Origin of the sequence: Paraburkholderia lebeckiae (assembly GCF_050436325.1) — a bacterium.
Lineage (GTDB): Bacteria > Pseudomonadota > Gammaproteobacteria > Burkholderiales > Burkholderiaceae > Paraburkholderia > Paraburkholderia tuberum.
The window spans coordinates 203807-227743 of sequence record NZ_JBNDLZ010000002.1; the positions used below are offsets into that span (position 1 = coordinate 203807).

The following is a 23937-nucleotide window of genomic DNA, read 5'->3' on the forward strand; positions in this document are numbered from 1 at the left end:
TCCAGTCGGAACACAGGGCAGGCATCAGGGAGAGTTGTCATGAAGAACATACGTGCGTTGGTGATGTTGCTGATCGCTGCGATCGCAGGGCTCGGTGCGGTGGCAATGGCATCGCGCTGGCTGATGGACCGATCGTCGGGCATGACTGCGAAGGTCGCGGTCGCCGCCGTCGATATCAACCTCGGACAGCGGCTGAACCCCGAATTCATCAAGATGGTCGACTGGCCGTCTGGCAGTGTGCCGCCCGGGGCGTTCACCGACGCCCAGAAGCTCGACGGGCGCGTCATGAAAAACAGCGTGTTGCGCGGCGAGCCGATTCTTGACGGCAAGCTGACGCCCGTCGGCACGACGGGTGGTCTTTCGGCTGTGATCGCGGACGGTCGTCGTGCCATTACCGTGCGCGTGAACGACGTGATCGGCGTAGCCGGATTTGCACTGCCCGGCAACTACGTCGACATCATCGTCAGCACGCAGCAGGACAAGGGTAGCGACAAGGGATCGAGCAAGGACGAAAGCATTTCCAAGATCGTGCTCGAAAAAATTCTGGTGCTGGCCGTCGCCCAGGAAGTGGGACGCGACGAGACCACGCCCAAGGTCGTCAACGCCGTGACGCTCGAAGTCACGCCGGAACAGGCGGAGAAGCTCGATCTGGCGCGCAGCGTCGGCACGCTGTCGCTGGTGCTGCGCAACCAGGTCGACACCGCGACGCTGCCGACGGTTGGCGCAACGAAGTTCACCTTGCTCGGTACTCCCGCTCCGGCGCCGGCCTCGGCACCCGCTGCGGCACCTGTACGTCCCGTGCGCGCACATTACGCGGCACGTCCGGCTGCGCCGCGTGACTGCGTAGGCGTGCTGTCGGGCGTGCTGGGCAGTGTCGAATGTTTCTAGACCGGTTGCAGCGGGGTCTGACCGGGGCGCCGCGGCCCGTAACAAAAATGCTGGAACGCAAGTCTCGACTGTAGATATCGAGTAACGGGGGCATGACCAAATGAAAACGAAACCGGGGTTCTCGCGGGGCAGCAAGAAGCACCGCTGCTCACTGGGCAGCAAAGCGCTCGCCGCGATTCTTTGCTTTGGGCTGGTCGGCACGCAGAGCGCCGAGGCGCAGGAGGCGATCGAATATCCGGCGCTGGCGAAGCGCGGTGCGACCCCGCCCCTGCCAGCGGGTCGCAATGCGAAGCCCATGATGGTCGCGATGGGGACAATGCCAGCTGGCGCTGCGGGTGCTGCAGGTGCCGCGATGAGCGGATCTTTCCCTCTGCGCGGCCCAAGCTGCACGGGCGAGATCCGTGACGAATCGACCGTCACCGTGCCCGTCGGCAAATCAATCCTGGTGCCCCTCATCGAGCCGACGCGTAACCGCACGCTCGGCAATCCAGCAATCGTACAGGCCACGCTGGTGTCTCCCCGTACGCTCTATGTTGTCGGCATGGCAGTCGGCACCACCAACATGATCGTGCAGGGCCGGAGCGGCGCCTGCCAGATGATCAACGTCATCGTCAATATCGACGCCAATGGATTGCAGCAGGCACTCGGACAGCTGTTGCCCGATGAGCGGGGCATCCGCGTGTCGACGGCAGCCGGCAACCTGGTGCTGGGCGGTCAAGTGTCGAGTGCGCCCGCTGCGCAACAGGCGATGCAGATCGCGCAGGCCTTCGCAGACTCGCAACCCACGCAGCAACAGCAAGCGGCCTCGTCGAATTCGGGCAACGGGATGCCGAGCATAAGCCAGCAGAGCTCGAGCACCAGCAAGCCGGCTTCAGTGATCAACATGATGTCCGTCGACTCGCCACAGCAGGTGATGCTCGAGGTCAAGGTGGCAGAGGTCTCAAAGACGCTGATCAATCAGCTCGGTGCAGCCGTCAACATCCAGGGCGGCTTCGGATCGTGGACGGGTGCGCTGGTGAGCAACCTGCTCGCCGGCGTGAGCAGCGCGCTCGCTATCAGCAAGGCCAACAACCGTCCGTTCAATCTCGCAGTCGATGCGCAGAAGACTGACAATCTGGTCAAAATTCTCGCGGAACCGAACCTCGTGACGATCAGCGGGCAGGAGGCCACGTTCCTCTCGGGCGGCAAGATCTTCATTCCCATTCCCCAGAGCAGCGGCAACGGCGTGTCGAGCATCACGCTGCAGGAGGAAGAGTTCGGCGTGGGGCTCAAGTTCACGCCGACCGTGCTGTCGGGAGGGCGCATCAGCCTGAAGGTGGCGCCGGAAGTGTCCGAACTGTCGCCCACGGGTGTGACGGTCTCGTCCACCAACGTGAACGGTGTTTCCATCCTGCCGCTCATCAACACGCGTCGCGCGTCGACGGTTGTCCAGATGCACGATGGCGAGTCGTTTGCGATCGGCGGACTGTTGAGCAGCAACGTGACGGGCGCGCTGAAAGCCGTTCCCGGTCTGGGCGAAGTGCCCGTTCTCGGCGCGTTGCTTCGTAGCACCTCGTTCCAGCAGGACCTGACGGAACTCGTGTTCGTCATCACGCCGCACCTCGTGAAGCCGATGCAGACCACGAACTATCCGCTGCCGACGGACAGCTTCTCGCAACCGAACGTCGCCGACGTCTATGCGACGGGCAACATGGAAGGCCGCCATGGCAGGACTTCTGTGGCACCGGTGGGTACCGAGCCGGGTAACGCGCCAACGCCGACACCTGTGCCCGCACCCGCACCTCAGGCGCCCGCTGCACCCGCAGCGAATGCACTGCCACCGCACGACACACAGGCCACGTCGAGTGCGCCCGCGCAGCCTGCCACGTCTGGCACCGCAGCGCCGCCGGAGAAGGCGCGGCCATCGGCTCAACCTTCAGCGCAGAACCCGATGACGGACGAGCAGGCACCACAGATCGCCCGCATCGAGAGTGCCGCCCGTCAAATCGCTGCACGCGAGGCACAACAGGACGTCGCGAACACTGATGCTTCAGGCCACGCGCTGGACCACTGAAGTCATCCCAAGGGGGAATCTCATGAAACTCGAACATATTGTCTTCGCGCGTCGTGCAGTCATCGTGGTGTCGATCTGTGCTGCGCTGGGTGGATGCATGTCCAGCACGCCGATCTGGGATGCACATATGGGCGAAGCGCTGAAAGCGGTCACCCAGGCGCAGATCATCGATCCGCATGCGGGAGAACGCGAGCGCTCCCCAGAGGGCATGGATGGCAAGTCCGCCGCCTCGGCGATGGCCACCTATGACAAATCCTTCAAGGAACCTGTATCGACGCCGAATGCATTTGTGATCGGCATAGGCAACGGGAACAGCGGCCAGTAAGAACCACATATGCGGGAGATCGTCATGCGTCGTGTCAATCAGTCGGGTGTATACGGTGCTGCGCATCGGCGCGAGCGCGGCGTCGTGGCGATCATCGTTGCACTGACGCTTGCAGTGCTGGTCGCCTTCGCCGGTCTTGCGCTCGATCTGGGCAAGCTGTACGTCGCGAAAAGCGAGCTGTCCAATGCTGCGGACGCCTGTGCGCTCGCAGCGGCGCGCGATCTCACGGGGGCTTTGCAATTGTCGATTGCAGAGGCAGCCGGTATCACAGTCGGGGAGGCCAACAAGGTGCTGCTGCAAAGCCAGAACGTGTCACTGGCCGTCAATAGCAATGTTACGTTCAGCAAGACATTCGGTGGTCCATACCAGGCCAAGAGCAGTTACATCAGCGCCGACATCCCGAACATCCGCTATGTTCGCTGCACGGTTACCAAGCCCAATATCAGCAACTGGTTCATGCAAGTCATTTCTCCGGCGCTGGGCACATCCACGGTAGCCGCCACTGCGGTTGCGTCGACCACGCAGGCGCAGACGACGTGCGCGTTGCCGATGTACGTCTGCCAGCCGCCGGCCCCGGCCACCATCAACCTCTACGACTGGTTGTGCAGCAAGACGGGACCGACTGTCCCGGCACCCTGCGACAAAATCAAGGGCAATTTTGGCTGGCTCGATCTGAGTGGTAGCGGTAGCGGACCGAACGGGTTGGCTGGCCTTTTCGCGGGTGACGGATATTGTCAAGTGCCGACTTCCGTGAACACGAAGCCTGGGCTGAGTAACTCGGTGCCTGCCGCCTATAACACCCGTTTTGGGATCTATGCCCACGGGCAGTACAACAGCCCTGCCGACGGGCCGTCCGATTTCACCGGCTATGCCTATACGAACGCATGGCTTTCGGCAGGCAATACCCAGCAAAGCAGCTTTACGGATTTTCTTAACAATCGCCTGAAATTTGCACCGTATCAGGGCGACACTGCGGCGGGTATATCCACCACTAACGGAAACGCCAGTCCACCGCCGAACAGCAACTACGTGCAGGGCGCTGACCGACGGCTCGCCGTCATCCCGATCGTCAGCAACTGCAGTTCGGTAGGCGGCGCCTCCACGCCGGTGACGATCGCCTCATGGGCGTGCGTGCTGCTGCTGCACCCGATGACGACCAATGCGACCAACGATCCAACGATCGTCCAGTACCTAGGTTCAGCCTCCGATGCAGGTTCGCCCTGCGCCACGCAGGGCATACCCGGTAGCACCTCGCTCGCGATCGGGCCGAAGGTGCCGGTGCTGGTGCAATAGGAGGAGTGATCATGCGCAAGGGCAGTCTTCGTATTCACCGCATGCGCGGCGTAGTCGCGGTCGAATTCGCGTTTGTCGCGATTCCCATGGTGCTGCTCCTGCTTGGTATCGCCGAGTTCGGGCATGCGTTTTACCAGTACAACACGATCGACAAGTCCGTACGTGATGCAACTCGGATGCTATCGGCCAATAGCCCATTGCAGGCTGACTATCCGGTGGCGGCTGCGCAATGTCTGATCGTCTACGGCAATACGGGTTGCACAGGTTCCCCATTGGTGAACGGGTTGCAGGCCAGCATGGTTGTGGTCTGCGACCAGGTCAATACCACCGGATGCACAGGGCAATTCAAGAATGTCCAGACCGATCCCAGCGGCGACACCATCAACCTCGTTCAGGTGAAAGTCACCGGTTACCCGTATTCGCAGATCACCGGGTTCTTCAACCTGACCGGACTGATCTTCGGCGATATTAGCTGTGTGATGAGGCAGTCATGAGAGCGATCGATATCCAGCGTAAGTATCGCCGGCGGCACGAGCGCGGCGTCGCCGCAGTCGAATTTGCGCTCGTCGCGTCGATGTTCTTCATGTTGCTGATCGGCATCATGGAGATGGGCCGGGTTCTCTTTTACTGGAACACGGCAGCCGAGGCCACACGGCTCGGCGCGCGGGTGGCCGTGGTGTGCGATATCAACAGCAGCCAGTCGGCAAGCAATCCGGTGATCAAGGATATGCAGAAGCTATTGCCGATTCTTCAGCCTTCCAACGTGACAGTGACGTACGCGCCAGCGGGCTGCGACGCCACGTCATGCACTTCGGTCACGGTTGCCATCACCAATGTCACGGTCAATACGGTAGTGCCCTTCGTGCCATTCAACCTGACCATGCCGCCCTTCTCGACGAGGTTGCCAAGAGAAAGCCTGAGCAGCGTGGGCGGAACCAATCCCACCTGTAGTTAAGCCACCGTCCGTGACAGGAAGCATGAAATGATCGACATTCTCATAATTTCACCCGATCCAGCGCATGCCAGCGTGATTGCGCGGATTGTCGAGGCGGGCGATTCCCACCATCGCGTCAAGACGTCGACAGCAGGATTGCCTGATCTCTGCACGAACAAGGAAGCGCTTGATGGCGTCGACCTGCTGATATCCGACGGCTCGCAACTGACACAACAGGACTTCGACGCGCTGTCGGCTATTGCGACGAAGCATGCCGATCTGACCTGCATGTTGCTGACGCCGTCGCCGTCCGCGGACCTGCTCATTCGCGCCATGCGCGCGGGGGTGAGGGACGTCCAGCCGTGGCCGGCCGATCCTCAGGATTTGCGGCATGCCGTCGAACGCATCGCCATGAAGTCGAACGGCACGCGACGCGAAGGCACGGTAATTTCATTCATTTCCTGCAAGGGCGGAAGCGGCACGTCGTTCCTTGCGGCAAATCTGGCGTTTGCGGCGTCGACAGCGGGTAAGCGCGCGCTGCTGATCGATCTCGACCATCAATTCGGCGAAGCGGCATTCCTGGTGTCCGAAATCACGCCACCTGCCACCCTCGCTGATGTCAGCGCACAGATCGAGCGGCTCGATCCCGCGTTTCTCGATGCGTGTCTGACCCATGTCAGCGACGGTTTCGATGTGCTGGCCGGCGCGCTCGATCCAGCCAAGGCGAAAGAAATCAAGCCCGAGCATTTGCAGCGCATCCTGAATCTGGTGAGGCACCGGTACGATCTCGTCATCTTCGATATCGGTCACAGCATCAGCAATGTGTCCATCGCGGCGCTCGACCAGAGCGACTGTATTTTCCCGGTGCTGCAACTGAGTCTGCCGTATCTGCGCGGCGGCCGGCGTCTGCTCGATATCTTCCGCTCGCTCGGCTACCGCAGCGACAAGGTGCGCGTGCTGGTCAACCGCTATGAAAAGAAAGGACCAGTGGGGTTGCCGGAACTGGAAAAGGCATTGGGCCTGCGGGTGGCCAGCGTGATTCCGGAAGACGGCGCTTCGGTGTCTGCGTCGATCAATCAGGGCGTGCCGATTCTGCGGCTCGCCAGATCGAGCGGTGTGGCTAAAGGCCTCTGTGAACTGGCGCGCTCCCTGTCGCCACAGTCCGAGACCGAACGGGGCGGCATCTTGCAGAAGTTCTTTGGCAGGCCGGTACTGGGCCGGGCGTGAGATAAAGGAGAGAAAAAATGGAAAACGTGTTGACGTTGCGCGAACAATTCTCCGATCAGGGTGGTGCGTCCGCCCAGGATGCGAGCCTCAACCGCAACCAAATGGTCACGCGCGCGTATCAGGAACTCAAGAAGAACGTCCATCAGGCCATCATCGATCGCGTCGAACTGGAAAAGCTTCAGCGCCTTTCGACCGAACAGATCCAGCATGAACTCGCGCAGCTGGTTGAGCGCATCGTCGAAGAAGGCAACGTGCCAATCAACGAGGTCGAGCGGCGGCAGCTCGTGCGCGACGTGCGTGACGAGATGCTCGGCTTCGGCCCGCTCGAAGCACTGCTGGCGGATCCGACCGTCTCCGACATTCTCGTCAACACGTACAAGCATGTTTATGTCGAACGGCGCGGCAAGCTGGAGATGACCGACGTGACGTTCTACGACGATGCGCATCTGATGAAGATCATCGAAAAGATCGTCTCGCGCGTGGGTCGCCGAATCGATGAGTCGAACCCGATGGTCGATGCACGTCTGCCGGACGGCTCGCGCATGAACGCAATCATTCCGCCATCGGCAATCGATGGGCCGCTGCTTTCCATTCGCCGGTTCGCGGTCAATCCGCTGAGCGTGAAAGACCTGATCGAGTATCAAAGCGTCACGCCGCCGATGATGCAGGTGCTCGAAGCGCTGTCCGCTGCGAAGGTGAACGTGCTGATTTCAGGCGGTACCGGCAGCGGCAAGACGACGCTGCTCAACGTGCTGTCGGGGTTTATTCCGTCCGATGAACGGATCGTCACGATCGAAGACGCGGCCGAACTCCAATTGCGTCAGCTGCACGTGCTGCGGCTCGAAACGCGTCCGCCCAACATCGAAGGCAAAGGCGAGATCACCCAGCGCTCGCTGGTGCGCAATGCACTGCGGATGCGGCCTGACCGGATCATCCTCGGCGAAGTGCGCGGCGCGGAGGCACTGGACATGCTGCAGGCAATGAACACCGGGCACGAAGGATCGCTAGCCACGGTGCACGCTAATACGCCGCGTGACGCGCTGACCCGGCTCGAAAACATGATCGGCATGGCCGGGCTGAATCTGCCGCCGAAGTCCGCACGCCATCAGATCAGCTCCGCGATCGGTGTCATTGTCCAGGCAGCCCGTCTGACGGATGGGCGCCGGAAGATCACCAGCATCCAGGAAATTACTGGGATGGAGGGTGACATCATCAACCTGCAGGAGATCTTCACGTTCAAGCGCGCGGGGGTCGACAAGAGCGGGAAGGTGTGCGGGCATTTCTGCGCGACGGGCGTGCGGCCGAAATTTTCCGACCGACTCCAGGCTTTTGGCGTGGCCGTGCCCGATACGCTGTACGACCCGTCGAGGCATTACCCGGTATGAGCCCCGCATGACGAACGCAGCGGGGAAACAACAACGGGCGGCGGCCACGGCTATGCGCCTGCGAGGTATCTGGAAATGAACTATCTATTCTATGGATTCGTCATTCTGGTTTTCTTCACGATCATCCTGTTGATCGAAGCCGGCTATCTTTGGTGGCAGAGCGGGCACAGCAGCGAGGCGAAGCGTCTGGAAAACCGCATCCGGATGATGTCCGCCGGCGGGCACGGCAATGACAAGGCGGTGTCGATTCTCAAGCAGCGCGAACTGAGCACATCGCCACTGTTGACCAGGCTGCTGCTGTGGGTGCCGCGCATCCAGACGGTGGACCGCTGGCTGGTTCAGTCCGGGCTGGACTGGTCGATGGGGAGGCTCCTTACCTACACCGTGTTGCCGCCACTCGTGGTCTGGATCGCAGGCAGCGCGATCTATGTGCCGCTGCTGCCGCTTCTTGCCGCAATCCTGATCGCCGGCATGATCGCGCCATTCAGGGTCAACCGCGCGAAGGCGAAGCGGATGAAGCAGATCGAGCAACAGCTGCCGGAGGCTGCCGACATGATCGGCCGGTCGCTCCGGGCCGGACATTCGTTCTCGGCGGCGCTCGGCATGGTGGGCGATGAAATGCCCGAGCCGATCGGCGGCGAGTTTCGCACGACGTTCGGCCAGATCAATTTTGGCGTCTCGCTGAATGACGCACTGGGCGGCCTTGCCAACCGCATACCGATCAGCGACCTGCGCTATTTCGTGATCGCAGTGCTGATCCAGCGTGAGAGCGGTGGCAACCTGGCTGAAATACTCGGCAACATCAGCCAGATCATCCGGGCACGGCTGGCGCTGCTCGGCAAGGTCAGGGTGCTGTCGGCCGAAGGGCGACTGTCGGCGTGGGTTCTGGGTGCCTTGCCGTTTGTGGTGGCGTTCGTAATCTCGATTATTAATCCGGGCTTCCTTCGGATTCTGTGGACCGACCCGGCCGGCATCAAGCTGGTTGGCGTGTCGCTCGTCATGATGGTGTTCGGCGTGATCTGGATGCGCAAAGTCATCCGTATCCATGTTTAACGAAAGTGTGCCATTTCCATTCTTTGAGGATGGGTCCATCCCATGCCCGCCATGAAAACAGAACAACTCCTATTGCTGGCCGCCGTATTCGCAATCGTCGCCCTTTTCTCATTCGGCGTGATGGCACTGCTAATGCCAAACTCGATCCACCGCCGCCTCAGCAAGCTCTCCGGAAACGAGCAGAATTCGCCAGAAGCAGCGGACGGCGAGGAGGCTCTATGGGTAAGGAAGATTGCGGAAGCTTCGAAGCCGATTGCGAAACTTTCGATCCCCAAAGAAGGTTGGGAGAACTCGGCACTGCGCACGAAATTCATGCACGCCGGCTGGCGCGACGCGACCGCTCCCGGGTTCTACTTTGCTGCCAAGACAGTCCTCGTGATCGGGCTGCCGCTTGTCTGCCTTGTAGTGGTCGGTCCGTACCTCTCGAACGAAAAAAACCATCTGCTTCTACTGTTGCTGCTCGTGCTTGCGGGAATCGGCTACTACCTGCCCAATATGGCGCTCGCGCGCCGGGTGCACCAGCGCCAGCAGACCATCTTCGAGGACTTTCCCGACGCGCTGGATCTGCTCACGGTCTGCGTGGAAGCGGGCCTCGGGCTGGATGCGGCGTTGATGAAAGTGGCCGATGAAATGGACATCAAGAGCCGGACGCTGAGTGCGGAACTCCAGCTTCTGTTGCTCGAACTGAGAGCGGGCTTGAGCAAGGAAACGGCGCTCAAGAACCTGGCAAAGCGCACGGGCGTCGAGGAAATCGACGTGCTGGTCTCCATGCTGATTCAGGCCGAGCGCTTCGGCACCAGCATGGGCGATTCGTTGCGCGTGCATTCGGACAATCTGCGGCTCAAGCGACGGCTAAAGGCGGAGGAGGCGGCTGGGAAGATCGCGGTCAAATTGCTGTTTCCGCTGATATTCTGCATATTTCCGACGCTGATGCTGATATTGCTGGGTCCGGCTTTTATTCAGATCCTTCGCGTGCTGCTGCCGACGATGGCTGGCCAGGCAGGTGGCGCGGTGCCATTGCAGTGATGGTTGGAGAGAAATCATGACACATGCGGAACGATGCGCGGAGATCGTCAAGCTGCGATTCATGCTGGGCGTCAAGCTGGCGGCTTTCAACCAGTTCGTGGCTGAGCGTCTGGGACTGAGCGTTACGGACATGGAATGCCTCGAAGTCGCCTATTTCGACGAGGTGCAACCCGTCACGCCAGGCCGGCTGTCGAAGCTGATGGGGTTATCGCCAGGTAGTATCACGACATCCCTGAAGAACCTCGAAAAAGCAGGGCTAATAGCCCGTGAGCCCGATCCGACCGATGGGCGGCGCATCCTGCTGCGTTTCATTCCAGGCAGTCGTGCAACGGTTAATGCCTGTTTCGAGGCGGTCAACCGTAGTCTGGCAGAGTTTGATGACACACTCGGTAGTGAAGAACTGGAAAGCGTAAAAAATTATTTATCTGCGATGCTAAGAATAATTGACAACCATATGGCGGACTCAACCAACCGGTTAGCGTGACACCGCGCCGATTGGTGGTCGTGTCGCGACGTTTCATCGCCGGATGGCGTGTTGGGCTTGCCCCCCGGCTTCACCAAGGGCCGTGGATGTGCTGTTCGAAGTGACAGCACGGGCATGCGCAGCTGTGATGCCGGGTATTTTCAGCTATGTGGCGATTCTTCACTGGCTTGCCGATCCTGGGCGCGTCCCGGCATCTTTCAACCCGGCAATACGCGCGGATGATACGTCGATGGGCGGAGGCCGCAGGGCTTGATCCGACAGCGTATGGCACGCATTCGATGCGGCGTACCAAGCAACCTTCAAGTCGCTGACACGTCGCCGATTTGGTGGCTTGTTCAGCTTAGCCTTAGGGCGAAATAATATCGTTACCGCCGCCAGACAGGCGCGGTCTACTATCGGACGCATGGACATTTTTCTCCTCCCCTTAACAGCTGCAAGGAGATTCGCGTGCGTCCACTTCGTTTCTTTCTCCCTCTCGCGATGTCGCTGGCCACCGCCGGCATCCTCGTGACCGTCCCGGCTTCGGCTCAGCAGAGCGAGTAGGGGAACGTACCGCGGGAGACGGCAGCCCTGTCCAGTCAGCAAGGGAACTGGGCCGTCGTTAGGTCTTGACGGGTCAGGGCCTGGGGCTCGCGTCCATCTCCGAGGCTCGCGCCAGCGCTTGCGTGTCGACATACTCCCGGATGCTCGTCAGCCTGCCATTCCGTAGGGTGATCGCGAAAACGAAATGATCCTCGAACGTGCTGTTCGTCGCCTTGACCTTGCCCTTTGCGAAACCTACGACCATGACCCGGTCTCCCTGCGCCAGGAATTCGGGAGGCTCTGGGGACGTAATCTCCATTTCTTTGGAAGCTTTCCGAAGCAAATCCTCCAATCCCGCGTGCCCGATATGGGTCCCGGCCAACGGCCAGCCCTCGCCAGGGATGATCCACTCTATGTCTTCGGCGACCAGCGCCCGCAGATTGTCCCTGTCGCCGCGGCCGACGGCGGCGAAGAAATCCTTCACAGTCTGAACGTTCGTCTCGGTACTCATGGGAATTCTCCATTTCCTTCGGATCCGATCGCGTGCGTTGTGGTCATCCGTCGAACTTGACAAGGTCCTTAAAGATCAGTTGACCCCAGCTATTTCCGCGCGCCTGCACAAGCTTTCCACCTTCCGAGAGCCCGCCAAGTTTGATCGGCGCGAAGCCGAGATTTTCCGCGAGCACACCAATCTCCGTCGCAGCGTCTTCATCGTCGCTCGCCAGGAACACGACTCTCTTGCCACCATGCACGGCCGGATCCTGGTCAAGCGTCGCAGCGATCAAATGGTTGAAGCCTTTGACCAGTCGTGCACCATTGAAGGCCTGCGCGATGAACCTGGAAGAAGGCTGACCTCCCAGTTCGTCAGGGGGTACGCCGTAGGCATTGGTCACATCGACGATGGTCTTCCCGTGCCAGGTGTGGAGCGCCTTGGCGACATCCGGGTGCGCCTCGAAACGGACAGCCAAAAAAATGATGTCCGCCTTGACCGCTTCCGCCAGTTTTTTGGGAATGATCGTGGGTCCGATCGCGGCCGCGTCGGACGCAAAGCTTATCGGGTCGCGCGTGGTTGCAACGGACACTTCAATGCCTTTGCGGGCAAACGCCTTGGCAAGCGCGTGACCGATCTTGCCGAAGCCGATGATTGCGTAGCTCATAGATTTTCCTTCTGTTTGTTGAACCCTGGGGCGCTCCGAAAAATCGTGCGGGGCGCCGTGGGGTTGCACGTCAGAGTTGCGCAAGGCCGCCGTCGACGGCGACTTCGCTGGCGGTCATGAAGCTGCTGTCCTGCGAGGCCAGGAAGGCGGCCACCGCTCCAATCTCTGCGGGATCAGCCATGCGCTGGAGCGGGGTCATCGCGCCGTACGCCTTCTGGCCTTCTTCGCCCAGCGCCTCCTTCGCGAGTTCGGTCGCCGTCGCCCCGGGCGACAGCACGTTGACGCGGATGCCAGTGCCCTTGAGGTCCTCCGCCCAAGTCCGCGCGAGGTTGCGCACGGCCGCCTTGCTCGCGCTGTAGGCGGTGAATCCCCGGGCGCCGGTGGTGCCGGCGCTCGACCCAGTCAGGATGATTGAACCGCCCTGGCCCATCAGCGGCAGCGCCTCCTGGACCGTGAAAATCGTACCCTTCACGTTGGTGTCGAAAATTTCGTCAATGTGCTCGGCGGTGATCTTGCCGAGCGGAAGCGGGCTTCCCGCCCCGGCATTGGCAAAGACAATGTCGAGAGTTCCGCGCTCGGACTTCACCGCCGCGTAGAGTCGGTTGAGGTCGGCAAGATCGGAGACTGAGCCCTTTACCGCGCGGGCATTGGGCCCGAGGCTGGCCAAGGCGGCGTCGAGCGCTTCCTGCCGGCGGCCGAAGATGAAAACGAAGGCGCCTTCCTCGATGAAGCGCTTTGCTGCGGCGAGGCCGATGCCGGTAGCGCCACCGGTGATCACGGCGGTCTTTCCATTCAGTCTGTTCATGTCATGCAATCCTTTGAGACAAGAGCGAAAACATAATTCTGGCGCTCTTGATTCATGAAGACAATTGACTGAATATGTATAAGTACCATCTACTATTTGGATATAACTGTGCTCGACAACGTCACCATCAATCAACTTCGGGCCTTCGTCGCCGTTTGTGATTACGGGAGCTTTTCCGGAGCCGCACGGGAGCTGAGGCGTGCACAGTCGGCGATCAGTCACGCGATCAACGCGCTCGAGAGTGCCTTTGATGTGATGCTGTTTGAGCGCAACACTCGCAAAGCGACGCTTACAGCCGCGGGCCGCAGCCTCCTGCCCGATGCTCGTGGGGTAATCTCACGCACCGAGGAAATGAAGATGCGCGCGGTTGCGATTTCTGAGGCCGGGGTCCCGCAGGTGTCCATTGCCGTAGACACCTATTTTCCGCGTACGCACCTGATCGAATGCCTGCGCGCCCTGCAGGCGGACTTTCCAACGGTTGCAATCAATCTGCGCATGACAACCATGCAGGGCGGCGAGCGTTTGGTTCTCGAGGGCACGTGCGCATTGGCGGTGACGATCACGGACGTGCCGGAACTGAGTCCAGGTACCATTGAAAGACAGCATCTATGTGACGCGCAAATGGTGACGGTGTGTGCGCCATCGCATCCGCTGGCCGCAATCGCGGGGCCGATCCCGCGAGAGGAATTCGGCCGGCACATCCAGCTCGTCGTAACCGACAATCAGCCTGATGCGGAAAAGACGCAACAGGGCGTCGCTAGTGAACGCCAGTGGCTGGTGAATGATCTCGGCGCGAAGCACGATCTGCTCAGGGGAAGCTTGTGCTGGGGGCACATGCCGCATCATCTGGTTGCGGAGGACCTTGCGAATGGAACACTTGTCGAACTCCAACGGCGCGCATGGCACATGCGCCCCCTCACCTTCATGGTCTCGCAGCGGCGCGGGTACTCGTTTTCCGAATGCGAGGCACGGCTGGTCGAGATCCTTGGCAATCCGCAGCGCTTGCCCAAGGATGCCAGACAGCGCTCCGTCTCACGCAAAGGCGCAACAGCCCGAAGGCCCGTCACGCGTGAGCAACAGTCGGTACGGGCAGCCGCTCCTCGACGGGTGTCCTCAAAGTAGATAAGCAATCTGCTTTGCGGGCCCACGGTCCTCAACGTCGCGCGTAACGCTCGTCGGTGTAGAGAACAACAATATCGAGGATCAGGGGCAGCGCAACGCGAAGACCTTGATGGGCGTCCTCGGCTCTGACGCGATCGTGCCGTGAGGTTGTAAGTCAACAATCGGCCAATTTGAGACGGTCGCGAACGGCTCCGCGAGGTCGCCTGAGCGACTGCCACAAGCCCTGAGTCCGTCCCCGTCAAGTATTTCGAGGGCGGCCGATCTGGCCAGTCTGTGCCTGGCCAGCGAGACCCAAAGCCCGATTTGAAAAGGCCGATCCACTGGTTAGATTTGATGCCATGTCCCTCCACAACGTAGCAAGCGGTCATGTGGATCTATACTGGGGCACCTGGAGGCTTCGATGGCTAATCAAGACAGACTGCATCCGCTACGTCCGCTCCTGAAGAATTGGATTTGGGAACATGGCCGAATCGGTACCCGATATCTGGACTGCACCGATGGCGAAATCAAGTTTGACGAAGGCAAGAAGTCGCGCTTCGCGGCCGAAGAATACATTTACGTGCCGCTCGACAAGGATGCTGACGACGATGCGCCTGTGGAAGGTCCTGCGATCCAGGAGGCGGGGCTCGCCCGGTTTTTGAGGGCAGCGCAGTTAGGCAGGCCCGAGGAGGCCGGCACTATCGTGGAGGTCCAGCGCGCAGTGCAGGACTGCATGGAACTCGGCCTGTTCAGCGCATATCAGTTGAGCGCCCAGCAGGCCGCCGCACGCTATGCGCAAGAACCCATGTTCGAGGATGAAATCCGCGCTGCGGTTGTCGACGATATCCGACGTATCTACGGGGGCATGCGCGAGCAATTGGCGCTGTACGATTTCAGTGTGCTTTACGGCTTGCCCACGCCCCTGCTCATTAGCGAGGCGCCGTTCATCGACTGGCGCGTGCGCGCTAGTCCGGCCCTTCCGTTTGTTTCGCTTCCTCTTGGGCCATACTGCCTGCTGGTGGGTGCGCCGTCGGGCAGGAGCAGCCGAATTGGCCCCGTGGTATGGAAGTCCGCCGCGGCAATGGGCCCGTTGAAGGATCACAACCGCCAAATCGCGGAGCACGCACGGTTGTGGCTGGTGGCGACCACTGATGACCAACTCGTCGCGGTACAAAGCCGCTTTGCTGATGCCAGGAGCCCCAAGCCAGAGGATGCGAGGCCCTGACTGAAGTCGGCGGGAAACGCGTTGAATCGTTCGTGCTTCTGGAGACGATTTACGGACGTCCGCTCCCTGAAGCCACGAGTGTCACGCTGGGTCGATATCCGCGCGGCCTTCATAAGCAGCGGAATACACCCGCGGGCAGGGGTCGGCCCCGTCAAGCCCCCCGTCGCGCGTGCCAGCCTCTGAAAGTCGCGATCGCGTATCCTGGCAGGTCAGTCCTTAGCCCACGCCGCAGCCATGGCGACAGCAAAGTCCCGATAGGATCTCGGTTGCCGTCCCAGCAGCGTCGCCAGACGCTCGACGTCCGCGCTGGACGCGACCGCGCCGTCCTGCTGATACCGGCCCATCATGAGCCGCATGTCGTATGCGAGCCAGGCAGGAGCAACCGACTTGAGGCGCTGCTCAAGGACGTCGAGATCGTCGCCACCGTAGCGGACGGGACGTCCCAGCGCCTCGGCCCAGATCGAAACCACGGTCTGCGCATTGATCACGTCAGGACCGACGAGTTCGTACGTCTCGCGCGGCAGCGGGTTTGAGCCACGCTCGCGGCGCAGCAGTTCGCGCGCGGCAGCCTCGCCGATATCACGGACGTCGACCATGGAAATGCCTTTCGCGCCAATTGGCATGCCGTAGACGCCGTGCGAAAGCAGCGGGTCTTTCTGCCGGACGTCGTTCTGGATGAAATACGCGGGGCGCAGCACTGTCGCCGGCAGGTCGAGGTGTTCGATCATGCGCTCGACCGTATGTTTGCCGGTGAAGTGGGGCACGTCGACGTATTCGGCGCCCTTGAACACCGACAGATAAACCACGCCTTTCACATCCGCTTCCCGTGCGACGCTCAGGGTCTGCACCGCCTGAGTCAGCTCGTCCGCGACGTTGGGCGCAAGCAGGAACAACGTGCTGACGCCGATCATCGCCTGCCGCACCGCGTCGACGTCGGACAGGTCGCCCTTCACTGCGGTGACGCCATCAGAAAATCGCGCTTTCTCCGCTGTGCGGGTCAGCGCGCGTACCTCGGCACCGCTGCCGCCCAGATGCTCGATAACCTGCTTACCGATCACGCCCGTGCTGCCTGTAACGAGGACTGCCATGGGTATCTCCTTGAAGTGGATGGGCTGGGTCAGCCCGTGAGACAAACAATAGTCGTTTCGCTCAATAGTCGAAAGTGCCAGAATTCATACACTTCGTCTCGTAAACGGAACGATCATGGATTTGACGTCGCTCGGCGATTTCAATGCAGTTGCACTGCACGGTGGCTTTGGGCCCGCCAGCCGGGCGCTCGACCGCCCCAAGGCCACCCTCTCGCGGCGCGTGGCCGAGCTCGAGGAAAGCCTCGGCGTCAGGCTGATCGAGCGAGGCTCACGCAGGCTGCGTCTGACAGAAGAGGGCGTTGCACTCCATGAACGCACGCGGGGGCTCATGGCTGAGATTCAGGAGGCGGGTGAAGCGCTCGCCTCACGCGCCCCGGTGGCGCGCGGGCGGCTGCGCATCAGCGCGCCTGTCGTTTTCGCGCATGTCGTGCTGTGCCGGATCGCTGCGCGCTTTGCGCTCGCCTATCCGCAGGTCGAACTTGAGGTCATTGCAGAAGACCGCATCGTGGATCCGGTGGAGGACGGCTACGACCTCGTTATCCGTATCGACCCGGCGCATGGCGAGCAGCTCGTGGGACGGCGCATCCTCGGTGACGAGCGCCTCGTGGTCGCGGCGCCGGGCATGTCGATACCTTCCACAACGGCACCCGATTCAACCGGGCTGGAGGTGCCGGCCGTTATGTCGGCCGCGGCACCATCAGGCGCGTTATGGCACATGCGAACGGAAGACGGTGGTGCGATAGCGATCAGGCCGATGCCCGTGTTGCGGCTGTCATCGTTGCTGATGGTGCGTGACGCGGTGCTCGAGGGCGTAGGCGCGGCGCTCTTGCCCAGATTGCTGGTTGAGCATGATGTGTCGACAGGAAGACTCGCCTGTTGGGGAAAGGCGGGCTCGCCCGTGGAAATCTGGGCCCTTTACAATTCGCGCCGGCTTCTGAGCGCGAAGGTGCGAGCGTTCATGACTATGCTGCAGGAGTTGCCGGGTCGGGAGCGCAAATGGGGTGGCGCTAGCAGCTCCAATGATTCTCCGCGCCGCTAGCTTTCTCTGTGGTAGCGCGGCGACGTGGTCGAGCCGTCGAGCGGCTGCTTTCGGCGACATTGAGTGTCTCTAACGGCAGTTAGTGTCTATATAGGCCAGACGATCACGTTCAAGCAGGCCATACAACTCGCTATCTGACACCTCGTCGCCAACTATCCAACGATCACGCAACAACCCTTCACGGATAAACCCGAGCCGCTCGAGAAGACGCGCCGAGGCTGAATTCCGTGGGTCGATATCCGCTTCAATCCGGTGTAAATTCAGCGTGCCGAAACCATGCTCGATTAGCGCAGAAGCCGCCTCTCGCATAAATCCGTTTCCCCAATGCTTGCGTTTCAGACTAAAGCCTATCTCCGCGCGTCGGCATTGCTCGTTCGCATTAAAGAGAGCGCAGTCGCCGAGCACTTCACGGGTCGCCCGCAATTCAACTACGCAGATGAAATCCTGGCCGTCGGCTGACGTCTTCAATTTGCGTGAGACGCGATCCGTTGCCTGGTCTAGCGATGTCATCGCTCGAAACGGAAAATAGCGCATTGCCTCAGGATCTGACCAGATCGCAAACAGCCCTTGCGCGTCCTCATGACGCAGCGGCCGCAGAATGAGACGCGTGGTAGTCAATGTGACCGGTTCAAAGGTTGTCATGACGAAGGCGGTGCATCGGGAAAGGATGGTTCCATAAAAGCAAGTGAGCAGGCGACGTGTCTGGGCAGTTAGCTGTACCCACAGCCGTCTGCCGGGAACGCGAGGCTAACTCTTGAGCAGCCCGTCGCTTTCGAGCGCGTCAGCAGGGATGGAGTCGTCGATGCGCGGCCACTCCAACTCGACATGTGCATTCCAGTGGCGAAGCGCTTTCGCACGACCGTCCTCTTCGAGAACGAATTCAAACGTGATGTCCGGGAAATCGCTGCTGCGAAATTGCAGGCCTTTGAATGGTTTCAGGACATCGGCCGGTTCGCCAGGATGGAACAATGCGATATCGTTGTCTCGACTCAGCTTGACACCGATCTTCCTGCCAAGAGGCGTTTCGTACGTGCCGACAAGTCTTGCGAGGACGTCCGCATCGGGTAGCGTTGGCAGACGAGCGAACACGGCTTCCGCCTGATCAAGCCGTATCGCCGCACGATCTATATCGCCGAGCATGCTTGTAAGGAACGAAACCGACCATGCGCCATTTGTCTCGTCATCAGCCGTGTCAAAGCGATCGTAGTGGAAATGGTTAAGGGGCAGCTTGACCTGACGGAATTCGAACTGGAGTTGCGTGCCGTCAGTTGTGATATCCAGCGTTCCATACGCCGGGTGCTCGTACGAGCCGGCGTAATCCGCTAAGTCGTGCGACGGCTGTGTGTTCGGAACCGCACGTGGCACGGCCCGTTCTCGGGCCTCGCGCATTGTCGCCTTTGCCTTCTTGCGAAAGTCGAGCAGGCGCGCTGTCCAGTCGGTCTCTTTGAGGCCAAGTGCGCGACTATAGATATCGAAGCCGATTGCGTTGCTTAGCGGGGCGCAATGGTCGCCTATCACGAATACGGAAACACCGATCTTCTCTTCCGGCAAATATGACACCTGCGAATGAAACGCACGCAGCGTGCCGCCATGACTCGTCAACAGATGACCCCGAAACGCGGCCGTCATGCGTCCCATGCCGTAGATGCCGTTAAGATCGGTTTTGAAGCCGAACACGTCACTCATTTCGGTTGGCCACGGCAAGCCGAGCGCGAGCGTCGCTTTTAGAACGCTCTCGGGTATGACTTGCTTGCCGTCGATCCGTCCGTCGTTCATCAGCATGATCGACCAGCGCGCGATGTCCTCCAGGCTGGAGACGATGCTGCCCGCCGGACTGGACTTGTCATCTTTCGGCGCAGGTGTTTGCCAAAATTCATTACTGTCGCGTCGTTCAGAGAAAGGTAACGCGTAGTCTCCCTGGTCGTCGGCTTTTGCGTCGCCATACGTGAACAAGGTTCGGTGCATACCAAGGGGCACCAGAATCTCGTCGCTGATGAATTGTTCCCATGGCTTACCGCTCATCAGATCGATGATATGGCCGACCGCTTCGTACATCATGTTGTTGTAGATGAGCCGCGAGCGCATCGGAGCAATCGGCTTCATGAACCGGAGGCGATCAAAGAGATCCTTCGTCGAGTAGTCCGATTCGTACCAGATCATGTCATAACGCGGCACACCGGTTTTGTGCCCGAGCATGTCGCGTAATGTGACTGCCGCATCAAGTGACTGATCATAAAACCGCAGACTGGGTACTGCATTGCGAATCGGTTCATCGAAACTCAGCAGGCCACGTTCAACCAGCAGACCTGCGGCGACAGCGGTAAAAAGTTTCGTATTCGACGCGATTGGAAACAGTGTCGAGGAAGTAAATGGCCGCGCCTTCGCAACGTCACGATGGCCGTACCCCTGCGTCATCACGACCTCGTCATTCCTGACAATACTCACACCGACTCCCGGAACGTGCCAGTCACGCACGAGAGTTTCCATATACCTCTCGAAATCGCCCAAATCCAGTTTGCTCGAATCGCTTGACATAGAGTCTTCCTTCTAATCAAAAGTGGATTGTTAGAAAAGCCGAATGTATCGGGAGCAGTGTGACGGAGTGGCAGCCGGTGATTCTAGCGAGAAAAATAAAGCAGCAACGGAATGGCGCACAAAGTCGCCTCAATGACGATTCAGGGTGATTGCCCGCTTCGCGGTCAAGGCCGCGCGTGAAATTGGCCTCGGTGAATATTGAAAGGCCGCTATATGCAATTCGAAAGGCCGTTCAGAGTGGCGGATTCAACCGGTCGCAGCCTTGCGAGGTTCAAACGGCGTATGCGCACTGCATGAGGGGCCGCCCAGCCATGAAGAGTACTCAGGCTTGTCACTCAAATGAACGCTCTCTGCGGAGGTGACCGTATCACTGCCGCGTGTCTACTCTAGCGACACTCGGCGCGGAAATCCCGGAAGTTTCAGTGCGGACGCTGCGAATCCGATTGCCCCAGCGCCGCCGAATGTCGACCATGTTTCGAGCGATGTTCCGTTCAAGATGAGCCAACTGCCGGTGTAGTAACCAGCGGCGACAATCTCGAACGCTTCGTGTTAGCACTAGACCTGCGGGAGATAACGCTCGTCATGCATGATTTCGGCGGGCCGGTTGGTATGGGTCTCGCGTCTCGCCATCCGGATCGCGTGCGGCGCATCATCAGCGTCAACGGACCCACGCCGTTCGGCCAGGCAACGCTGGTTGACCGATGGCGAGCAAACGCCAAGGTATCCCCGTGGTTTCAGTGGATCTTGAACGCCGAGGCTGAAGGACGTCTCGATGCCGTGCTGGGCGAACTCGGTTTCAATATTCTGAGTACATTGAAGCTCAACGGTTTCGAAGACCACGGTTTGATCAACGATACGTGGCTGCGCGCGTATGGTTCCCGCTTCGCGACACCAGCCGAGTGCGCAGGCGAGCATCGCGACGATCCAATCCGGTCAGCCGGATTCGCGGGCTTCGACGAGTGGATAGATCAAGAAGCCCAGCGCGACCGAGAGCAGCATCACGCCGCCGACGAGCGGGTGATTGGCATGACTTCGTATCGGACGGTGCTGGAGGAGTTGGTGAAGCGGGCGGGGTAACCAGGCCTTAGGCGGGGTGCGCGCTCATGGTGGCCGAACCCTGTTAGCCCGCCTCGCAGCCGCGCCCCGCGCGCGTGCTAATCTTGCTCCCTTCGCGGACGTCCCGCGTCAGAGCAGACACCATGACGGAAGCCTTCGATCCGGACGGCATCGAGCAAGCGGTCTTCGTGGTCGGCGAGCGCCATGCGACGCTGGACGAGCCGTGGCGCGCGTATCGGCGCGCGCGTCTGATTCACGTCAGCGAAGGCGTGCTGACCGTGCGCACGGCATCCGGCCGTTGGGTCGTGCCGCCCGCCCGCGCGCTGTGGATCGCCGCGAATACGCTGCACTGCCTGCATGCGACGCGGCCGGTGCAGTCGTATTCGCTCTACGTCGCAACCGATGCCGCAATGGACGCCACCGACGACTCCGCCGCCGCCGCCGCCGCGCCGCTGCCCGCGCAGACCGGCGCGCTGATCCCCGACACACTGGTGCAGGCGCTGCTCGCCGCCGCGGCCGCTCTGCCGCACGATCACGCGCCCGATGAACCCGCCCGCCGTCTGCTGCAGGTGCTGCTGGATCGCGTCGCCGGCTTGCCCGCCGCGCCGCTTGGCTTGAACTGGCCGGCCGATCCGCGCGCGCGGCGCATCGCCGAGGCGCTCAGCGCGAATCCCGCGCAATCGCTGGTGCTGGAGGAACTCGCCGCGGCCGCGGGCGTGACCGCGCGCACGGCCGCGCGTTTGTTCGCGAAGGAAACGGGGCAGACCTTCGGTCAATGGCGCCAGCAGTTGCGTCTGCTGGCCGCGCTCGAACATCTGGGCGCCGGTGAGAGCGTCACGCAGGTGGCGCTCGAAGTCGGCTATAACGACGTGTCGTCGTTTATCGCGGTGTTTCGCGATGCGTTCGGCGACACGCCGGCGCGCTATTTCCGCTGACGCCGCTTCGTGGCCACCGCGCGAGCGTCGCCGTCGCACGAAAACGAATCTGCCTCAATGAGCGCCGGCCGCATCCGGTCCACCGCCGCCCTTGGCCGGCCGCGTGATCCAGATCAGCGGAATGATCAGCACGAAGATGATCGCCGACACAAAGAAGACGTCGTTCAGGCCCATCATCGCGGCCTGCGTGTTCACGGTGAAATCGAACAGCGCATTCGCCGATTGTGGATTCAGATGCAGCACCGACTGCGTGTTGTCGATCTGCTGCGCGAACAACGGGTTGTCGACCGACGCCTGCTCGGTGAGCCGCACATGATGCAGTATCGTGCGGTTGTTCCACGCGGTACCCGCGATCGACGTGCCCACCGCGCCGCAGAACACCCGCACGAAATTCGACAGCCCCGCCGCCGCCGGAATCCGGCTCTGCGGCTGGCCGGACAGGATGATCGCCGTCAGCGGCACGAAGAACAGCGCCATCGGAATGCCTTGCAGCAGCGTCGGCAGCACGAGGTGCCACGTGTCGATCTCGATCACGTACTTCGAGCGCATGTAGAACACGATCGCGAAGCCAACGAACGCGACCGTCGAGATCACGCGCGCGTCCGAGTGCGGCAGCACGCGGCCGAGTATCGGCGCAAGAATGATCGCGAAGATGCCGAGCGGTGCGGTGACGAGGCCGGCGTCGATCGAACGGTAGTTCAGGTACTCCTGCATCCATTGCGGCAGCAGCACGAGATTGCCGAAAAATACCCCGTAGGCGATCGAAATCGCGATCGTGCCGCCGAGAAAATTGCGCTGCTGAAAGAGCCGCAGATCGACGATCGGGTGCTCCTCGGTCAGCTCCCACACGAGGAAAAACGCAAAGCTGATCAGCGCGACGAGGCCGAGAATCGCGATCACCGGCGACGAGAACCAGTCGAGATCCTTGCCCTTGTCGAGCATGATCTGCAGCGACGCGACCCACGTGATCAGCAGGCCGAGACCGACCACGTCGATCGGCGGCTTGCGCGTCGGCGATTCGCGGGTGCGGTAGATCATCCACGTGACGCCGGCCGCGAACAGGCCGACCGGGATGTTGATGTAGAAGATCCACGACCAGCTATAACTGTCGGTGATCCAGCCGCCTAGCGCCGGGCCCGCGATCGGGCCGACGGTGGCGGTCATCGCCCACAGCGCGAGCGCGGTCGACGACTTCTCCTTCGGATACGAGCCGAGCAGGATCGCCTGCGACAACGGAATCAGCGGTCCGGCCACCGCGCCCTGGAATACCCGCGCCAGCAGCAGGATAGGCAGCGTCGGCGCGATGCCGCACAGCCACGACGCCAGCGTGAAGGACAGGATCGCGCCGACGAACAGCTTCACCTGGCCGATGCGCTGCGTGAGCCAACCGGTCAGCGGAATCGCCACCGCGTTGGAGGCCGCGAACACGGTGATCACCCACGTGCCCTCGTCGACCGAGACGCCGAGGTTGCCGGAAATGGTCGGAATCGCGACGTTCGCGATCGACGTGTCGAGCACGTTCATGAACGTGGCGAGCGCGACGGCGATCGTCGCGAGAACCAGCCGGCCGCCTTCGAGAGGCGCGGGCGGCGACGGTGGCGCGGGTGGCTGAGGCGGCGGCGACGCGGAATCAGGCGCGGCGTTGGGCTGGCTCAAAAGGCGTTCTCCGGATGTTTTTCGGCGGACGGCGCGAACGGCGTGAGGACGGACGGCGAGGGCACGCGATTCGCAATGCATGGTCGGCGCAGGATGCCGTGGACCGTGTACCGCGTCGGCGGGTCCGTCGATGCGCAAAAGCATACCTGC

At 61.1% G+C, this 23937-nt stretch carries 22 protein-coding genes and 2 pseudogenes; 17 read left to right on the top strand and 7 right to left on the bottom strand.

Annotated elements, in window-relative coordinates; translation table 11 throughout:
• The first annotated feature begins 39 nt into the window (after positions 1 to 39).
• The 12 genes and pseudogenes from cpaB to OKW44_RS04035 all read left to right on the top strand — a co-directional run.
• Positions 40 to 888 carry a Flp pilus assembly protein CpaB gene (cpaB, locus tag OKW44_RS03980; protein WP_018425357.1) on the top strand — a complete coding sequence of 283 codons (849 nt, stop codon included), beginning with the start codon at positions 40 to 42 and terminating at the stop codon, positions 886 to 888.
• A 100-nt stretch (positions 889 to 988) separates the two neighbouring features.
• Positions 989 to 2941 carry a type II and III secretion system protein family protein gene (locus tag OKW44_RS03985; RefSeq protein ID WP_018425356.1) on the top strand — a complete coding sequence of 651 codons (1953 nt, stop codon included), beginning with the start codon at positions 989 to 991 and terminating at the stop codon, positions 2939 to 2941.
• A gap of 22 nt (positions 2942 to 2963) precedes the next feature.
• On the top strand, positions 2964 to 3266 hold the full coding sequence (locus OKW44_RS03990; RefSeq protein WP_018425355.1) for a hypothetical protein: 303 nt from the start codon (positions 2964 to 2966) through the stop codon (positions 3264 to 3266).
• 9 nt (positions 3267 to 3275) lie between these two features.
• Positions 3276 to 4559, top strand: a complete 1284-nt coding sequence (locus tag OKW44_RS03995; RefSeq protein ID WP_018425354.1) for a pilus assembly protein TadG-related protein — start codon at positions 3276 to 3278, stop codon at positions 4557 to 4559.
• A gap of 11 nt (positions 4560 to 4570) precedes the next feature.
• Positions 4571 to 5053 (top strand): TadE/TadG family type IV pilus assembly protein, encoded by a 483-nt coding sequence (locus tag OKW44_RS04000; protein ID WP_018425353.1) that lies wholly within the window; start codon positions 4571 to 4573, stop codon positions 5051 to 5053.
• Complete coding sequence (locus OKW44_RS04005) at positions 5050 to 5514, top strand: TadE/TadG family type IV pilus assembly protein (protein ID WP_018425352.1); 465 nt, start codon at positions 5050 to 5052, stop codon at positions 5512 to 5514. Before OKW44_RS04000 ends, OKW44_RS04005 begins: the two co-directional genes overlap by 4 nt.
• A 27-nt stretch (positions 5515 to 5541) precedes the next feature.
• Positions 5542 to 6720 carry a CpaE/TadZ family protein gene (locus OKW44_RS04010; RefSeq protein ID WP_018425351.1) on the top strand — a complete coding sequence of 393 codons (1179 nt, stop codon included), beginning with the start codon at positions 5542 to 5544 and terminating at the stop codon, positions 6718 to 6720.
• A gap of 29 nt (positions 6721 to 6749) precedes the next feature.
• Entirely contained in the window at positions 6750 to 8105 is a 1356-nt protein-coding gene (locus OKW44_RS04015) for a TadA family conjugal transfer-associated ATPase (protein ID WP_429410811.1), read from the top strand.
• Positions 8106 to 8180: 75 nt separating this feature from the next.
• Positions 8181 to 9158, top strand: coding sequence for a type II secretion system F family protein (locus OKW44_RS04020; protein ID WP_018425349.1), 978 nt, complete (start codon positions 8181 to 8183; stop codon positions 9156 to 9158).
• A 42-nt stretch (positions 9159 to 9200) separates the two neighbouring features.
• The gene (locus OKW44_RS04025) at positions 9201 to 10184 is read left to right on the top strand and encodes a type II secretion system F family protein (RefSeq protein WP_018425348.1); all 984 of its coding nucleotides are present in this window, start codon (positions 9201 to 9203) and stop codon (positions 10182 to 10184) included.
• Positions 10185 to 10200: 16 nt separating this feature from the next.
• Positions 10201 to 10668 (top strand): MarR family winged helix-turn-helix transcriptional regulator, encoded by a 468-nt coding sequence (locus tag OKW44_RS04030; RefSeq protein ID WP_018425347.1) that lies wholly within the window; start codon positions 10201 to 10203, stop codon positions 10666 to 10668.
• 176 nt (positions 10669 to 10844) lie between these two features.
• Positions 10845 to 10961 (top strand): annotated as a pseudogene (locus tag OKW44_RS04035) (tyrosine-type recombinase/integrase); the annotation flags it as partial.
• A gap of 323 nt (positions 10962 to 11284) precedes the next feature.
• On the opposite strand, the gene OKW44_RS04040 reads toward OKW44_RS04035, so the two are convergent.
• From OKW44_RS04040 to OKW44_RS04050, 3 genes are all read right to left on the bottom strand, one after another.
• Positions 11285 to 11701, bottom strand: a complete 417-nt coding sequence (locus OKW44_RS04040) for a nuclear transport factor 2 family protein (protein WP_018425346.1) — start codon at positions 11699 to 11701, stop codon at positions 11285 to 11287.
• A 43-nt stretch (positions 11702 to 11744) separates the two neighbouring features.
• Complete coding sequence (locus tag OKW44_RS04045; protein ID WP_018425345.1) at positions 11745 to 12347, bottom strand: NADPH-dependent F420 reductase; 603 nt, start codon at positions 12345 to 12347, stop codon at positions 11745 to 11747.
• Positions 12348 to 12417: 70 nt separating this feature from the next.
• Entirely contained in the window at positions 12418 to 13152 is a 735-nt protein-coding gene (locus OKW44_RS04050; RefSeq protein ID WP_018425344.1) for an SDR family NAD(P)-dependent oxidoreductase, read from the bottom strand.
• 108 nt (positions 13153 to 13260) lie between these two features.
• On the opposite strand from OKW44_RS04050, the gene OKW44_RS04055 reads away from it, so the two are divergent.
• Positions 13261 to 14274, top strand: coding sequence for a LysR family transcriptional regulator (locus OKW44_RS04055; protein WP_018425343.1), 1014 nt, complete (start codon positions 13261 to 13263; stop codon positions 14272 to 14274).
• A 400-nt stretch (positions 14275 to 14674) separates the two neighbouring features.
• A complete protein-coding gene (locus OKW44_RS04060) occupies positions 14675 to 15478 on the top strand; it encodes a hypothetical protein (protein WP_018425342.1) in 804 nt (267 codons plus the stop codon).
• A gap of 209 nt (positions 15479 to 15687) precedes the next feature.
• Here OKW44_RS04060 and OKW44_RS04065 read toward each other — a convergent pair whose 3' ends face one another.
• Positions 15688 to 16566: an NmrA family NAD(P)-binding protein gene (locus tag OKW44_RS04065; RefSeq protein WP_018425341.1), complete on the bottom strand. Its 879-nt coding sequence runs from the start codon at positions 16564 to 16566 to the stop codon at positions 15688 to 15690.
• A gap of 115 nt (positions 16567 to 16681) precedes the next feature.
• Between OKW44_RS04065 and OKW44_RS04070 the strand changes: the two genes are divergently transcribed.
• Positions 16682 to 17605, top strand: coding sequence for a LysR family transcriptional regulator (locus tag OKW44_RS04070; RefSeq protein WP_018425340.1), 924 nt, complete (start codon positions 16682 to 16684; stop codon positions 17603 to 17605).
• Between the two features lie 69 nt (positions 17606 to 17674).
• On the opposite strand, the gene OKW44_RS04075 is transcribed toward OKW44_RS04070, so the two are convergent.
• Positions 17675 to 18247: a GNAT family N-acetyltransferase gene (locus tag OKW44_RS04075; RefSeq protein WP_018425339.1), complete on the bottom strand. Its 573-nt coding sequence runs from the start codon at positions 18245 to 18247 to the stop codon at positions 17675 to 17677.
• Between the two features lie 105 nt (positions 18248 to 18352).
• The gene (locus OKW44_RS04080; RefSeq protein ID WP_018425338.1) at positions 18353 to 20140 is read right to left on the bottom strand and encodes a serine hydrolase; all 1788 of its coding nucleotides are present in this window, start codon (positions 20138 to 20140) and stop codon (positions 18353 to 18355) included.
• Positions 20141 to 20668: 528 nt separating this feature from the next.
• Here OKW44_RS04080 and OKW44_RS04085 point away from each other — a divergent pair.
• Positions 20669 to 21049, top strand: a pseudogene (locus OKW44_RS04085) (alpha/beta fold hydrolase); the annotation flags it as partial.
• 290 nt (positions 21050 to 21339) lie between these two features.
• Complete coding sequence (locus OKW44_RS04090; protein WP_018425336.1) at positions 21340 to 22131, top strand: AraC family transcriptional regulator; 792 nt, start codon at positions 21340 to 21342, stop codon at positions 22129 to 22131.
• Positions 22132 to 22185: 54 nt separating this feature from the next.
• Here OKW44_RS04090 and OKW44_RS04095 read toward each other — a convergent pair whose 3' ends face one another.
• Positions 22186 to 23787: a DHA2 family efflux MFS transporter permease subunit gene (locus tag OKW44_RS04095; RefSeq protein WP_018425335.1), complete on the bottom strand. Its 1602-nt coding sequence runs from the start codon at positions 23785 to 23787 to the stop codon at positions 22186 to 22188.
• Between the last annotated feature and the right edge of the window lie 150 nt (positions 23788 to 23937).